The organism is Clostridium ragsdalei P11 (assembly GCF_001675165.1).
Taxonomy (GTDB): Bacteria; Bacillota; Clostridia; order Clostridiales; family Clostridiaceae; genus Clostridium_B; species Clostridium_B ragsdalei.
This window is the reverse complement of the sequence record NZ_LROS01000002.1, coordinates 103,538-119,012: the sequence shown is the minus strand read 5'-3', so window position 1 is coordinate 119,012 and position 15,475 is coordinate 103,538. Positions and strand designations below refer to the sequence as shown.

Sequence of the window (15,475 nt, the reverse complement as noted above, 5' to 3'; positions counted from 1 at the left end):
CATACAGTGATTCTATTTCAAATGATTTTCTTCCCATAATTAAAACTCCTTTCTCCGTACATTTAGTATTTGGAGAAGAATTTTAATTATTCTGTATAAGTTAATATTTTAGTTAGAAACCCTATATGAAACTATTTTAGTACTTACTTGTAACCTAAATTATATTTCTCTTGTTTGGATTGTCTATAGGAACTGAATTCAATAAGCTTTTGGTATAAGGATGTTTTATTTTATAATTTTCATTTGTATTGTCTATCACTTCAACTATACTTCCCCTGTACATGACAAGAATTTTGCTGCATATATATTTTACTGCACTTATATCATGGGAAATAAAAAGTATTCCAGTACCTTCTAAATCATTCAACTTTTTTATTAAATTGAGTATACAAGCTTGAGTGCACACATCTAAGCTGGATATTATCTCATCACATATTAGAAACTGAGGATTTAAAAGAAGTGCCCTACATATATTAATTCTCTGTCTCTCCCCTCCACTTAAAGCTCCTGGATATTTATATAACAATTCCTCCTCTAAATTTACAAAAGAAATTATATCATCTATTTTAATTAACTTTTCCCTGCGTGATATATTAAAATGATTATCTAAAGGTTCCATAAGGGAATCTAAAATTTTCATGTTGGGATTTAAGGAAGTAAGAGTATCTTGGAATATTATCTGGCTTTTTCTTCTAAACTCCTTTAAGCTGTGCCTATTGTACTTCCATATATCCTCTTCATTGAACTTAATAACACCCTCTGTAGGCTTTTCAAGTCTTATAAGAAGTCTGGAAAGTGTACTCTTGCCGCATCCACTTTCTCCCACAAGTCCTACAATTTGATTTGAATCTACTGAAAAGGAAACATCATTTACGGCCTTTATGGTTTCATTTTTACTTTTTACAAGGAATAATTTGGTTTTATATATCTTAGATAGATTTCTTGCCTCTATTAACATACTTCTAATTCCTTTCTATCAAAGGTAGCCTTTATAAGGGATATTGTATATTTATGTTTAGGATTATTAAATATTTCAAACACATTTCCTTTTTCAACCAAATCACCTTTTTGCATTACAAATACATAATCTGCAATTTCTGCTACAACTCCGAAATCATGTGTAATAATGAGTATAGTAGTATTGAATTTTTTCTGAATTAATTTGAACTGTTTCAATATTTCCTTTTGAGTAGTAACATCAAGAGCTGTTGTAGGCTCATCTGCTATTATAATATCCGGTTCCATAAAAATAGCTGCAGCTATCATCATTCTTTGCAGCATACCCCCACTTAACTGAAAAGGATACTGATTTAATATAACCTTTGGATTTTTTAAATTTAAGCTTTCAATTATAGTACAAATCTTGTCATTGAATTCTCCTTTTGTAATATCCATATTGCTAGATATTAAATCATATAGTTGATTTCCCATAGTTATGGATTGGTTAAAACAATTTATTGGATTTTGAAATATTGAAAAAATCTTTTTTCCCCTTATTTTTTTCATTTCACTATTATTTAATTTGGATATATTCCCATTGTTAAATATTATGCTGCCATCTTCTATAAAGGCATTTTTAGGTAATACATTTATAATTGACATTACTGTCATGGTTTTTCCGCTTCCACTTTCACCTACAATACAAGTAACTTTACCCCTTTTTACTTGAAAGTCAATTCCTTTTACAACTTCTTTTATACTATTTTTAGTTTTAAATGCAACTTTCAAGTTTTTAACTTCTAAAATATTATCCATTTGATACCCCCAGAATTCATTAGCTAATTAGCTGATGAAGTTAGACTATTTCACATTTCACTGTTCTATGTCCCTATATTTTTCTCTACACATAAGTAACTTTCTTTTTTAAATGTTCACCAATAAAATTAATGCAAAGCATTGAAATTACTATAGTAATACCCGGGAATACAGCTACCCACCAGGCTCCTGTCATTATGTCATTTTGAGCATTGTTTAACATATTTCCCCAGGATGGAGTTCCTGGAGGCACTCCTATACCAAGAAAACTCATCGAAACTTCCATAAATATGGACTGTGCGCAAGTTAAGGTGGCTATTACTATAATTGCAGGCATACTATTTAAAAGCATATGTTTTATGATTATTTTCCAAAGTGGTGTAGACATTACTACGGCAGACTTTACAAAGTTTTTATCTCTGAGTTCTATAAACTGTGACCTTACTATTCTAGCAGTAGGAATCCATGCAGTACATCCAATTACAAGTATAATACTCACAATTCCTCCCCTTATTATTGTCTGTAATGCTAGCATTATGATAAGAGTTGGTACAGCTAAAAATATATCTAAAATTCTCATCATAAAATTATCAATTTTACCACCTGAATATCCACTTATTCCTCCATATATAATTCCTATAATAGTGGATATAATTACTGATATAAAACCTACACTGAGGGATACTCTTCCACCATAAAGTATCCTTGAGAACACATCTCTTCCCATGGCATCCGTTCCCATTATATGACCAGCTCCCGGTCTTTGCAGTACATTGCCAAGTTTCACTTCTACAGGATTGTACTTTGATATAAGTGGAGCAAATATGGAGGCTAATACTATGATGCAGAGGAGGATAACCCATATTAGATACCTTTTATTTTTCTTCATGTATTACACCTGCTTTCTGAGGGAAGGATTTACAACTAGCTGAAGTATATCTGTAATCATTATGGATATAACTACAAGTATACCTGTCATAAATATAGCACCCATGAGAAGCGGATAATCCTTTGAATTAGCTGCTTTAACATTCAACATTCCAAGTCCCGGCCAGGAAAACACGGTTTCTATTACAACAGATCCGCCAAAAAAACTTGGTATAGTTATTCCTAAATAATTCATAAATGGTACCAGCGCATTTTTTACTATACCTTTCATTATTTTTCTGTCATCCATCCCATTTGCTTTTGCTGCTATTACATAATGGCTGTTTACTTCTTCTTTAACTTTTTCTTGTATAAACCTGGCATAAGCTCCTGCATGGGCAATTACAAGTACTGATACAGGCATAATATAATACTTTAAATTAGAAAATAATCCTCCACTACCACTTATATTTTTATTTCCTGCAGAGGGCAGCCACCCCAAACATACAGAAAAGAAAATTATAAATACAAGAGCAAGCCAGAAGGAAGGTATTGAGTAAAAAAACACACTCATACCACTTACAAATTTGTCCCAAAAAGAATTTTCATTAAATCCAGCCTTTAACCCTAGTAAAAGGGAACATACAAGTATAAGGCTTATGGTCCATGAAACTAATTTAAGTGTATTGGGTATTTTCTCTTTTAATATTGCAGTTACTTCTCTTCCTTCAAGATAGGATACACCAAGGTTTCCCTTGGCTACCCCCTTAACCCATTTAATATATCTTTCAGTTACAGGTTTATCTGCTCCATAGTTTTCATTTATCCTATTTCTCTCTTCTGTAGTTAACCTATCAGCCAAATCACCATACAAAGCTTCTGCCGGGTCTCCCGGTGCAACATTTATAATAGCAAAGCTTATTATACTAAGGCAGAATATAACCAAAAAACCCTGAATTATCCTTCTAACTACAAACCTAGATATCATTTCATATTCCACTCCTCAACATTCCACAAGAATCCTTCTCCATGATGTCCTAAAACTCTTTTAGGTGTATATCCAGATATATTTTTGTCAATGCCATAAAGTGCAGTTAAATATGCATCCATACTAAATGCTGGATCTTCTGCTACTACCTTTTGAAACTCATCATAATATTCTTTTCTCTGACTATCATCAGAAGTAGTTCTTGCCTTTTCAAGTAAATCATCTACTTGAGGATTTGAATAATCTCCAAAATTAAATCCGCTTCCCTTTTCAAATTGATCTGATCTAAATATTTTATACGTATGATCATCTGCATCAAAAGGACTTCCCCATCCTACTACAAACGCTTCTGTATCTTTTATTTTTTCAGCCTTAGGATCTCTTGCATCGACTTTTATATCAAATCCAGCTTTTTTAGCTTGTGAGGATACATATTCTGCAACTTTAACTCTAACTTCATCATTATTTCTTGCAAATAAAGTAAATTGAAGCTTCTGACCATCTTTTTCTCTTATTCCATCTGCTCCTTTTTTCCATCCTGACTGCTCTAAAAGTTGATTTGCTTTATCCAAATTATACTCATACTTTTCTACATTAGGATTGTTGTATTTATTTAATTGAATTGGTGAATATGCTGCTTCACCATATCCTAGGAGTATCCCTTTTACTATGCTTTGTTTATCTGTAGCGTAATTAAGTGCCTTTCTAACATTTACATCTTTAAACATAGGTTTTGTCCTAAAATTAAACATTATGCCTCTATAATCTGCAGTAGGTGCTTTACAAATTGTTACTTTACTGCTTTTTTCAAGTTTTGCAACTTCAGAAGGTGCAACTGGAGCTATATTAACTTCTCCTGTTTGAAGCTGCATAGCTCTTACATTAGCATCCGGCAAAAACTTAAATATTATCTTATCTATATTTCCAGTTTTTCCATAATAGTATTTAGATTTTGATAAAATCAAGTTGCTTCCTTTATTCCATTTCTCAACTTTAAAAGGACCTGCTCCTATAGGTTTTACATTAAAATCTGCAGTATTTACATCTTTTCCTTCCAAACAATGTTTTGGAACCAATCCTACTGTCATTTTATCCAAAAATGCTGGAAAAACTTTTGAAAGAGTTATCTTAACTTCATAATCATTAACTTTCTGAATATCTTTTACATCTTCAAATTCAGGCTTCAATTCTGAATTTACTTTGTCATTTAATATGGTTTTTATAGTAAATACCACGTCATCTGCCTTAATTTCTGTTCCATCTTGAAATTTAAGTCCTTTTTTAAGTATAAAATCATAAGTTAACTTATCCTTAGATATTGTATAAGATTTAGCGATTTCAGGTTTTGGGACATTATTTTCATCAAATTTCATAAGTCCCCTAAAAACTAAATCTGTAGCAAAAGCATGTGATGCTGTTAATACTGAATTTATTTTTTCATCTTCAAATTCAGCTCCATAAACAAGTGTCTTCCCTTTTTCTTCGTTAGATCGATTTGAAGTAGCTGTTGAATTTCCACAGCCTGTAAAGACTGTAGTTATAAGCATTATAAAACAAACTACTATTCCTAAGTATTTTTTCAACCTTATCCCCCCTAAATTATAGTAATATTGGTTAATTTGTCACATTAAATTAACCAGCAATATTTATGCCAAATTGACACTATGAAGTAATATTTTTGCTATAGGTGAAAATATCGTCAAATAATACAGTTTTCTAGACAAAATCCATACTTATGCCAATAAACATCCCCAAAAACAATACCCAAAAAATAAACTATAATATCATTATGATATTATTTTGTTCCATAATGATATTATAGTTTCATTGTGATAAAGTGTACTCAAGTTATGTTTAATTTTCAATTTTACTGCTGTACAAATTCAAATCTATGCCATACTTGCTTATTTTTCTATATATAGTAGCCTTGCCTATTTGTAATAATTTAGACGCCTTCATAGCATTTCCCTTACAATATTGAAGTGCATTTCGTATACACTTCTCTTCTACTACTTCTAAAGGCAATATTTGCTTTGGAGAATCATTATTTATTGGTGCTTCAACCTTCACGCTCTTGCCCATAAGATACTTTGAAGTTATCATAGTTTCCTCACAGAGATAATACGACCTTTCCACAACATTTCTAAGTTCTCTTGTATTTCCCTCAAAATTATACATCCTCAACTTTTCTATGTAGGATAGATTTATATACTTGGGATCACACGGATTTTTAGCATTAAGCTGGCTTACAAAATACTGTGCTAAAAGTTCTATATCTTCCTTTCTATCTCTTAAAGGAATAAGATGAATATTCATAACATTAAGCCTGTAATAAAGATCCCCTCTAAAATTTTTGTTTTTCACCTCATCTTTAAGTGTTCTATTCGTTGCTGCAATCACCCTTACATCAATAGACTTTTCATAATTACCACCTACTCTAACTATTTTAAGATTGTCCAGTACTCTCAAAAGCTTGGACTGAATATCCAGGGGAAGTTCTCCTATTTCATCTAAAAATATTGTACCTCCATCTGCTAATTCAAATTTCCCCGGGTTTCCTCCTTTTGATGCACCTGTAAAGGCACCCTTTTCATATCCAAATAGTTCACTTTCCACTAATTCTCTAGGTATTGCAGCACAGTTTACAGCTACAAAAGGTCCTCTGCTTCTATTACTGTAATTATGAATAGATTGAGCAAATACTTCTTTTCCCGTACCGCTTTCACCTTCTATAAGTATATTGCAGTTTGTTTTTGCCGCTTTTTTAGCCAGTTTTATAACAGTTTGTTCTCTTTCATTTTTAGTAATAACATCATCAAAAGTAAAAGAAGCTTTATATCCAACTACATTGTTTACCATTTTATGTAGATCTTTAGTATCTCTAAGTGCAAGTACTAATCCTATAATTCTCCCTCTCAATTTTACAGGAACCAAATTTATAACACATCTTATCTTATTACTATTTATATAAAAGCTGCAATCCTGGGCTTGTTTACTTTCACCAGTAAGCACTACAGTTTTCAATAAATCATCCTTTAATATATCATTTAAATAAGTTGTATATAATATTTCTTCTTTTACTCCCAATATCTTAACGGTTGTTATGTTTACTTTTTTTATTAAAAGATTTTCATCCGTAATTATGAGGCCATCATAACAGCAGTCAAATATAGCCTGAAGCACAAAAGATGATATATCGTATTCTAGTATACTGTCCATATCAATTCTGCACATGTTATTTACATCTTCTAAAAAGTCTGTGTCTTCCAATTTATGAACTCCCCTTCCAGTATTTAAAACTTTGATAATAAGTTAAAGAAACTAGTATTATTATGATATAAAAGTCCCATTATTATTATAATGATACTAATATTTTATCATAATGATACTGTTTTTAAATAGTTTACTGATATCTCAATAATAATTAACTGGCATAAAAAATGCTTTAATAAAACAATGAATATATGTTTGAAAACCATTTTAATAGCCCTAAAACTAAAACTCTTTAAACACTATTTCTAATTAAAAATAATTCAGCACATCTAATCCACTGTGCTGAATTATTTTTACAAAATTTTATCACAAAAATTAAGACTTCTTACCCACATATATGTAAAATTCACTATCATCTTGTGTATAACTAGAAACAAATCCTCTTTTCTGTGCAAACTCAGCTAATTTTTCTACCTCTACAAGTGCATTGGAATCTAACTTGTCTTCTATTTTACTGTGGCGTAAATTTATTACGTCTTTACTTTCTATATGGGCTATGACAAGCTTTCCTGCTGTTTTTAATAAGCTATAAGATTTTTCAAAGAACTTTTCCTTATTTTTAAAGTGAGGATAGCATGAATAAGCGACTATACAATCATAACTTTTGCTGCTCTCATATTCGAAAAAATCAGCTACCTGGAAATTTAAATTGGGGTACTTATTCTTTCTTTTAGAAACTTGTATCATATTTCCTGCAATATCAAGTGCAGTTATGCTGCCACTCTTTCCTACTTTTTTCTCCAGATAAGGTATTACTATTCCTGTTCCGCTTCCTATATCCAATACTTTTTTTCCTTCAGTAAGACCTATGCTTTCAATTACGTGATCCACCTTTTCTCTTGGATGGCAGCACATCGTATCCCATTTTTCAGCTACTTCATTAAAAAATTCTTTATCTTGCATTTTTCATTCCCACCTTACCAACATTTTTTTCAAGTATATTAACTATAATTGGTATAAATATAAACTGTATTATTATTCCCGGAATTCCTGTAATAAATAGTCCTGAAACTACAGATATAAAATTGAAGGGCCTGGTCATAATAATATGAAGTATTAAAAAAGTTCCTATCATGCTTACTATTCTACCGCCTATCATCCCTAAAATTAAGGATGTATATATTTTAAATTTAAATTTATTATATAAAACAGATATTAAAAATGCATATGCAGCTAGCTCCACTATCATCACATATAAGTACGGTATTGGGGGCATGCCTGTAAACAGTGAACTCAACACTGGAGATACTATTCCTACCATAACTGAATATTTAGGTTCAAGTAAAAAGCCTGCAATTAAGACCGGAATGTGCATTGGAAGAAAAATACTTCCTGCATTATTTATACCATGAAAAAAATATGGTAATATCAACGCTATTGCTACAAGTACCGCAGCTCTTACTAATTGTACTACATCTTTATTCTTTGTCATTTTAAAACCCCCATTAATAGTTATAATATTATTAAACAAAGCAATTTTTATGCCAACTTTTGAAATAAGTTCACTTAATTGTTAAATTACCATATAAAACCATATTTGTAGTAAAATTTTGTAATATCTATATTTCAGAATATAACTCAATTTCAAAAGAAATTTGCTAGCTTTTTTATTGAAATTGCAGGACTTTTCGATAAAACTACATGGCCTACTTTTGTAAAAATAATAGTAAAAAATTTATGCAAATATTGAGTTTATTTAAAGATATCACATTTTGATAACAGGTCAAATACGTTGGTATCATTGTGATAAAATATCAGTTTATTATCATAATGATACCATATTTTTTATCATTATGATAATAAATCAAAATAATATGTTGACATTTCAAGCATACTTAATTGGCATAAAAAATGCTTATATTAAAATAGTGAATATATGTTTGAAAAAACATTTTAATAACCCTTAAACACTTAAACCCTTAAATGTTATTTCTAATTAAAAATACTTCAGCACATCTAATCCACTGTGCTGAAGTATTTTTATATATCTTTTCATTCTTCTATTGTTTAGGATATACCCAATTTCCATTATAATCTATATTATAAAACTGTTTTAACATTTTTTTATGTACATTTTCAGGATTTAAATCTTTAAATAAATTTGGATAGCACAATTTTGCAAGATAACATATTCCTACAACACTTCGAGCTGATGTGCCAATTTCATCTGACATCATATACACCTTTTTATTTTTAACTGCATCAATTTTTTCCCATCCGGTTCTACTTATAAATTTATTATAAAATTGATCCATAGCTTTTAAATCATTAATTTTATAACCAAATGGTATTTTAGTACTAGGCACTTTTATTATATATTGAGGGCTTTTTTCCAGTATCCACTCATTACTTACTTTAGGATAAGCAATAGACTGATCTTTAGCAATATTATTTATACCAGCAATACTTAGCATTTCATCTCCACTTGCCCCTTTTGAAACAGAAGTATAGTCAGAATATCCTTCCCAATATGCTGATACTTTTTCTTCAGGTTTCAATTTAGATGTTCTACCTTTTACCAAATTAAGATATTTATCTATAAAACTTACATATTGTTTAGCTTTATCCTGTTTATTTAATATTTTACCTATTGTTTCTATATCGGCATCAAGAGATTTAATTTTAAAACCATCTATTGATATAAATGTTATACCAGCAGCCTTTAACTTATCTATCTGTTCCTTTTTTACATACTGTCCATATCCAAATACAAGATCCGGCTTCATCTCCATAACTTTTTCTATATCTGGGGTGAAAGCCTTACCTACCTTAGGTTTTTTAGCTAAATCTTCTGGGAACTTCAAATCATTTGATACCCCAACGATCTTATTTTTTCCACCTAATACATAAATTATCTCTGCTACAGCATTATTCATTACAACTACTCTTTTTGGTTCAAAAGGTACTATCACTGATTTACCTTTTGAATCTTTTACAGTTATTGTTTTAGGTTTTTGAGATGAACTGGAACTTGAACCAGTCCCTGAATTTGAAGATGCTTGTCCACATCCGCTCAGTGCAAACACTAATGTAAGTATTAATGTTAAAAATAATGTACTAAATTTTTTCATTTTATTTTTTCCTCCCTGGTAAAATTACAATTAATTTATTTATAATGTTATATTATGATCTCATTTCCAAGTTGTATTTTTTCATCAACCATTTTAGTAGGTATAAAACATGTATAATTTTTTATATTAACTGCAGAAACTTCAATCTCATATACGCTTTTTATATTATCTTTTGTAAGAACTGTATCAGCTTTACCCGATGAAAATATTTTTCCATCCTTTAAAAGAAGCAGTTCATCTGAAAATCTAGAAGCCATATTTAAATCATGTATTACCATTATTACTGAAGTTTTACGGTGCCTGCTTATGTTCTTTATTATATTTAAGACCTCAAACTGATGCTTTATATCAAGACTGCTTGTAGGTTCGTCGAGAAGAAGTATTGAAGGTTCCTGTGCAAGAGCCCTTGCAATAAGTACCTTCTGCTTTTGACCTCCACTCAATTCATCAAGATAGCAATTTGATATTTCAGAAAGCTTCATATATTCAAGTATATTCTCAACTACTTTTAGATCTTTTCTTTCCACAGACCATCCTAAATGAGGTTTTCTTCCCATAAGTACTGTTTCAAATACTTTTTGCGGAAAAGCTTCACATGAAGACTGTGGAACATATGCAATAAACTTTGCACGCTCTTTAAGAGGTATATTTTTTATATTTTCTCCATCTAAATATATATCACCACTATTGTTTTTTAATATACCATCTATACATTTTATTAATGTACTTTTGCCTGAACCATTTGGTCCAATTATACTTAAAACTTCACTCTCATGTGCCTCAAAACTTATTCCTTTAAGTACTTCCTTAGTACCATAGCTGAAAGTTACATTTACAGCACCAATCTTCATTTCCAATAACATCTCCTTCCTTTTAAAAGTAGATAAATAAAGAATGGGACACCAATAAATGAAGTTATAATACTTATAGGAAGCTCCGTAGGACTTATTACGGTTCGGGATAAAGTATCAGCTGCAAGTAAAATAATGCTCCCCATTAAAGCAGAACATGGAATTAAAAAGCGGTGGTCACTTCCTATTATCATTCTGCTTATATGTGGTGCAACAAGTCCTATAAAACCTATAATTCCTGTAAATGCAACACAGCTGGATGCTGCAAATGCAGATATTAAAAGGCAAATAAACTGTACTCTTTCCACATTGATACCAAGGCTCGTTGCAATTTCTTCTCCTGACCCCAATACATTTAAATCCCATGCATATCTCATCATAAATATAAGGCAAATTAAAGTAATAGGTAATAATATAAAAACTGCTTTCCAATTTGAGAGCCAGAACCCACCCATGAGCCAAAATATGATATCTCTTAACTGTTCATCATTAGATGCATATTGTAAAAGAGCTAAAAGTGCTGAAAAAAGATAACTTAAAGCAACTCCTGCTAAAATAAGAGTGCTTGAGCTTGTCCTTTTTATTCTTGCAATAAAATACACCACAATCATAGTAAGCATACCAAAAATAAAAGCACATCCAACCTCTGCATATTTATCAACTAGCATAAAACTTGTTTTAAATAGTTTATCCCCTATAACTATGGCAATACCAGCACCAAAAGCAGCCCCTGATGACAACCCAAGAGTATATTCACTTACAAGCGGATTTTTGAGTACACCCTGCATAACAGCGCCACATCCTGCAAGTGATGCACCTACAATTGCTGCACAGATCACTCTTGGCAATCTCACATTCATAATTACAATATTATTTACTCCTTCTGAAGTTTTATTAAATAGTGACAATATTATTATTTTACATACCTTTACTGGACTTATAGAAGCTGTACCCATTACTGTAGTTAACATTAACAATATAACAAGTATTATAGAAAGTATAAAAAGTACAGCTCTCTTTTTCATTAAAGTTTTTTCATAGGAATTTGCACTTTTGCTAACAGTAGATTTAATCATAGTATCTCCTCAAAACTCATTTATTTTTACGATGCATATATACCATATAATTATTGAGCTGTTATATTTATAGTTATCTCTTTTAAATCATCACTTGATGGTACATATTTAGCATAATTACCGTCAGCATCCTTCTCAGTTTCAATTGATACTGTACTCTTAGGTAATACCTTAATTGTATTAGAAAACGATACTATATTTTTATTATCCTTGTTGAATGTAAATTCAACAGTATTTCCATTTACAGATACCGAATCCGCTTCTAAATTTGTTCCATCTTCAGCAATAAATATAAAATCATCTGTCTTCACACCGCTGTTTTTACAAAGTACTGTATCAAATGTTAAATAAATATTTCCTCCATTTTTATCTTTTGTTGCTGTCCAGTAATTTGCAGCAGTCTTAGGTGCAGCTTCATAATCATATATTGTATTTTGGCTTGTACCTGATGTATTCTGCAAGCTGGATATAGGGGTGCCAGCTTCATCTGTTGTTTTAGCACCTGATTTTATTCCAAGGTATGCTTTTTGTCCTTGAGCTTTTATAAGGTCTATTTTAGTTGTATTTTGATTCTTATTTATTTTTCCATTAGAAAAAGTTATTTCTGGAGCTGAATTTTTTTCACTATCCGAAGCTAAATCCCCCTTTTCAAATGTAAGTGTTACTTTATCATCAGAAGCACTTATACTAGTTGGTGCTGCTCCACCCAAAGTAAAATCGCCTACATTTATGTTATCTACAGATTTATCAAAATAAACATCCGCCTTTAAGTCATCTCCATCATAGTAAAGCTTAATTGTATTTGGTTTTACCTGTGCTGCAGCTGAATTTTCCGATATTACACCTGTATACGCTATATCTAATGGATTTTCACTTTCATCTTTTACATTAGAAACTATTATTTTAAGTACATCAGTATCTATACCAGTATTACTAATACTATCCCCAACATCAGCTGTTTTTACCTTATAATTTGATGGGAATTCTATTATAGCACTTTTGTTGTCTCCTCCTGCGGATATAGTTGTGCTTCCCGGAAGTGTCTTATTATCACCTTTTCCATTTACGAATTTATAATTGTCTTTATTTGTAATAGTCCCTGAATCCATAGCTTCACTAAAGTAAACAACTGCTTCATTTTTTCCTGCAGAACTATTTTGTTTGTAGTATACTCCTGTTACCTTAGGTGCTGTATCGTCAATCCCTACCATAGAAACCGTGTAATCATCCATCGTATTTGGATTATACTCTGTATCTATAATATTTTTAATTGTCAAGCTGTATGTTGAAGCTGTCAATCTCCAATCATCCTTAGCATCATTTGGGTTGTTTTTTTTCAGTTTGATATCATAGATATCTGTATCAGTTGTATATGTCTTGTCTTTAGAATTATATATACCTTCAATATGGTCTGTTATATTTATGCCTCTGCTGTCTTTCAATTTGTAATTTGATATACTTGTGGCATAAGAATACTTTACATTTTTATTAAATTGTACCCGGATAGTTTTATTGTCAATTGGGCTTACACTTATGACCTGGGGTTTTGTTTTATCCCTAACATGTTCAAAGCTTACTCTAGTATCATCGCTAACTTTATTTCCATAAACATCTTTAACACTGCTGTTTATATACACTACATTTGAACCATTTGTAATTGTACCGTCAGTTATCTTTTTTAATTTTACTATAGTATCCTTACTGCTGGTTGTAGTGGATGATCCCTTTATATCAGAAAGCTTTTTACCGTTTATTTCATAATTTGATTTATCTTTAGCTGTTTTTAAATCCATTGATCTATCAAATGTAATGGAAACTTCTCCATTTGCGGTTTCTTTCACAGATTTAATCGATGGTTTAGTTGTATTTGTATCTATTTGAAAATCCATTCTGGATTCTTTCAGTGGAAACCCTGCAGCATCGCTTAAAAGTCCATCCCCATCTCCATCTGAAACCTTTAGTGTATGTTTTCCACTTACAATTGGAGAATCAAAATAGAATACGACTTTTTTTGACCAGTTTTTATCTCCTACTATCATTGGAATCTTAATTTTAGTTAAGGATGAACTATTATCTAATCCATAGCCTTCTATATTTTTCCCATCAATTTGAAATTTACTTGCTATCCTATTAATATTTCCCATATTAATAGGCTCTGAAAACTCTACAGTTATTTGATCATTTCCCTGGGCTGTTACTGATTTTAATACAGGTGCCTGGGTATCATAAAATGTCACATTCTGCGCAAAATCAGCTATACTATTTTTCTTATCTGAAGTTAAAATGCCTTTTTTAACTGAAACTTTTATGTTGTCATTTTGTTTTCTTGGAGCTGCCAGTGTTATCAAAACTGTTTTACCATCAGGAGCTGTAGCTACTGCACTATTTTCATCTACTGCCTTTCCATAATCATCTGCCCGAGTTAACTGCACTCCATCTATTTTATAATTTGTTACATCTTCAACTGAATCGCTGTTGACAGCTGTATTAAAGTGAACCGCAATTTGGTTGAGACTAACTGCTTCTATGGATTTAACTGTTGGTTCCCCCGTCTCAACTTCACTGGTACTTACTGTTTTATTTATATCATCTACTATTGTTTGTGAAATAACATTAGTTCCACCTATAACATTTATATCTGCCGCTTTACTTACATTAGCTTTTATATATGCCAGAGCATTATTCTCAGCATCTGTTCCTTCTCTGCCAATTAACACCAAAGGTGAATCTGTTTTTCCAGCTAAGGCGGATGCAACTAAAGCATCTGCATATCCATCATCTTTTGCATTACAGCTTGAAGATGCAATATATACTTTATCTGTTTTAACAGCATCTTTAAATGCAGATAAAATTTTAAAATTAGTATCCCATCTATTCTTTCCTCCATCAACCCGTGTTCCATTAACAGAGTTTAATACCTCATCGTTTATAACATTTTTATTTCCAACTACAGTGACCTTTGATTTGTTTTTGTTTATAAAATTCAGGACAGGTTTGATACTGTCAGCGTTATTGTTCCCTAATAAAAGAATTTCTCCTTTTGCGGCTGCAATTGGGGATACTGAAATAGCATCTGAGAACCCTTCGCCACCAACCATCATTACATTAGTTGGATTCACTCCAAGTTCAACTAGTTTTTCAGCTACAGCCGCGTTAGTTTCATATCTATTAGCCCCACCAAGTTCTATTAAAGTATATTTAGCTTTTAACGCATCCCTTACAGATTGTGAAACTGATGCCTTTCCACCAACTACATATACATTTTTAACCTTTAGCGTGCTTAGTGCACTTTCTGCATCAGTATTTAATGACCTTGATGTAGTTAAAAGTATTGGTGCATTCAATTTTTTTGCCAGTGCAGATGCATTTACTGCATCTGCATAGCCTTCACCTGATACTAATACTACGTTGTCACTAGTTGTCCAGTTTGCTGCAGCAACTTTAACTGCAGTTGCATATCTGTTAGCTTCGCCTATTCTTGTAACTTGTCCTGCTGCTGCTTTAACATGTACAGTTGATAGTACAGTAGTTAAAACTAAGGACATAAGTGCAGCACTTGCAAGTACTTTTGTATTTTTTCTCATGTGTAATTTT

General features: G+C 31.3%; 12 protein-coding genes. All 12 read right to left on the bottom strand.

The window, feature by feature from the left end:
• Positions 1 to 154: 154 nt before the first annotated feature.
• Entirely contained in the window at positions 155 to 958 is an 804-nt protein-coding gene (locus CLRAG_RS01090) for an ABC transporter ATP-binding protein (protein ID WP_065076670.1), read from the bottom strand.
• Positions 952 to 1,755 carry an ABC transporter ATP-binding protein gene (locus CLRAG_RS01085; protein WP_065076669.1) on the bottom strand — a complete coding sequence of 268 codons (804 nt, stop codon included), beginning with the start codon at positions 1,753 to 1,755 and terminating at the stop codon, positions 952 to 954. The genes CLRAG_RS01090 and CLRAG_RS01085 overlap by 7 nt, the downstream gene beginning before the upstream one ends.
• A gap of 85 nt (positions 1,756 to 1,840) precedes the next feature.
• Complete coding sequence (locus CLRAG_RS01080; protein ID WP_065076668.1) at positions 1,841 to 2,644, bottom strand: ABC transporter permease; 804 nt, start codon at positions 2,642 to 2,644, stop codon at positions 1,841 to 1,843.
• Positions 2,645 to 2,647: 3 nt separating this feature from the next.
• Positions 2,648 to 3,610, bottom strand: a complete 963-nt coding sequence (locus CLRAG_RS01075) for an ABC transporter permease (protein ID WP_065076667.1) — start codon at positions 3,608 to 3,610, stop codon at positions 2,648 to 2,650.
• A complete protein-coding gene (locus CLRAG_RS01070; protein WP_065076678.1) occupies positions 3,607 to 5,157 on the bottom strand; it encodes an ABC transporter substrate-binding protein in 1,551 nt (516 codons plus the stop codon). Before CLRAG_RS01070 ends, CLRAG_RS01075 begins: the two co-directional genes overlap by 4 nt.
• 307 nt (positions 5,158 to 5,464) lie before the next feature.
• Positions 5,465 to 6,844 (bottom strand): sigma-54 interaction domain-containing protein, encoded by a 1,380-nt coding sequence (locus CLRAG_RS01065; RefSeq protein ID WP_207644779.1) that lies wholly within the window; start codon positions 6,842 to 6,844, stop codon positions 5,465 to 5,467.
• Between the two features lie 354 nt (positions 6,845 to 7,198).
• Positions 7,199 to 7,786: a class I SAM-dependent DNA methyltransferase gene (locus tag CLRAG_RS01060; protein WP_065076666.1), complete on the bottom strand. Its 588-nt coding sequence runs from the start codon at positions 7,784 to 7,786 to the stop codon at positions 7,199 to 7,201.
• Entirely contained in the window at positions 7,776 to 8,315 is a 540-nt protein-coding gene (locus CLRAG_RS01055; protein ID WP_065076665.1) for an ECF transporter S component, read from the bottom strand. The genes CLRAG_RS01060 and CLRAG_RS01055 overlap by 11 nt, the downstream gene beginning before the upstream one ends.
• 568 nt (positions 8,316 to 8,883) lie before the next feature.
• On the bottom strand, positions 8,884 to 9,954 hold the full coding sequence (locus tag CLRAG_RS01050; RefSeq protein WP_065076664.1) for an ABC transporter substrate-binding protein: 1,071 nt from the start codon (positions 9,952 to 9,954) through the stop codon (positions 8,884 to 8,886).
• 47 nt (positions 9,955 to 10,001) lie between these two features.
• Complete coding sequence (locus CLRAG_RS01045) at positions 10,002 to 10,805, bottom strand: ABC transporter ATP-binding protein (RefSeq protein WP_065076663.1); 804 nt, start codon at positions 10,803 to 10,805, stop codon at positions 10,002 to 10,004.
• Positions 10,802 to 11,881, bottom strand: coding sequence for a FecCD family ABC transporter permease (locus tag CLRAG_RS01040; protein WP_065076662.1), 1,080 nt, complete (start codon positions 11,879 to 11,881; stop codon positions 10,802 to 10,804). Before CLRAG_RS01040 ends, CLRAG_RS01045 begins: the two co-directional genes overlap by 4 nt.
• 50 nt (positions 11,882 to 11,931) lie before the next feature.
• Positions 11,932 to 15,465 carry a cell wall-binding repeat-containing protein gene (locus CLRAG_RS01035; protein ID WP_065076661.1) on the bottom strand — a complete coding sequence of 1,178 codons (3,534 nt, stop codon included), beginning with the start codon at positions 15,463 to 15,465 and terminating at the stop codon, positions 11,932 to 11,934.
• Between the last annotated feature and the right edge of the window lie 10 nt (positions 15,466 to 15,475).

Bases quoted from the DNA above. Each gene is read 5' to 3' on its own strand.
- CLRAG_RS01090 (WP_065076670.1), bottom strand. From the start codon at position 958: ATGTTAATAGAGGCAAGAAATCTATCTAAGATATATAAAACCAAATTA.
- CLRAG_RS01085 (WP_065076669.1), bottom strand. From the start codon at position 1,755: ATGGATAATATTTTAGAAGTTAAAAACTTGAAAGTTGCATTTAAAACT.
- CLRAG_RS01080 (WP_065076668.1), bottom strand. From the start codon at position 2,644: ATGAAGAAAAATAAAAGGTATCTAATATGGGTTATCCTCCTCTGCATC.
- CLRAG_RS01075 (WP_065076667.1), bottom strand. From the start codon at position 3,610: ATGATATCTAGGTTTGTAGTTAGAAGGATAATTCAGGGTTTTTTGGTT.
- CLRAG_RS01070 (WP_065076678.1), bottom strand. From the start codon at position 5,157: ATGCTTATAACTACAGTCTTTACAGGCTGTGGAAATTCAACAGCTACT.
- CLRAG_RS01065 (WP_207644779.1), bottom strand. From the start codon at position 6,844: ATGTGCAGAATTGATATGGACAGTATACTAGAATACGATATATCATCT.
- CLRAG_RS01060 (WP_065076666.1), bottom strand. From the start codon at position 7,786: ATGCAAGATAAAGAATTTTTTAATGAAGTAGCTGAAAAATGGGATACG.
- CLRAG_RS01055 (WP_065076665.1), bottom strand. From the start codon at position 8,315: ATGACAAAGAATAAAGATGTAGTACAATTAGTAAGAGCTGCGGTACTT.
- CLRAG_RS01050 (WP_065076664.1), bottom strand. From the start codon at position 9,954: ATGAAAAAATTTAGTACATTATTTTTAACATTAATACTTACATTAGTG.
- CLRAG_RS01045 (WP_065076663.1), bottom strand. From the start codon at position 10,805: ATGAAGATTGGTGCTGTAAATGTAACTTTCAGCTATGGTACTAAGGAA.
- CLRAG_RS01040 (WP_065076662.1), bottom strand. From the start codon at position 11,881: ATGATTAAATCTACTGTTAGCAAAAGTGCAAATTCCTATGAAAAAACT.
- CLRAG_RS01035 (WP_065076661.1), bottom strand. From the start codon at position 15,465: ATGAGAAAAAATACAAAAGTACTTGCAAGTGCTGCACTTATGTCCTTA.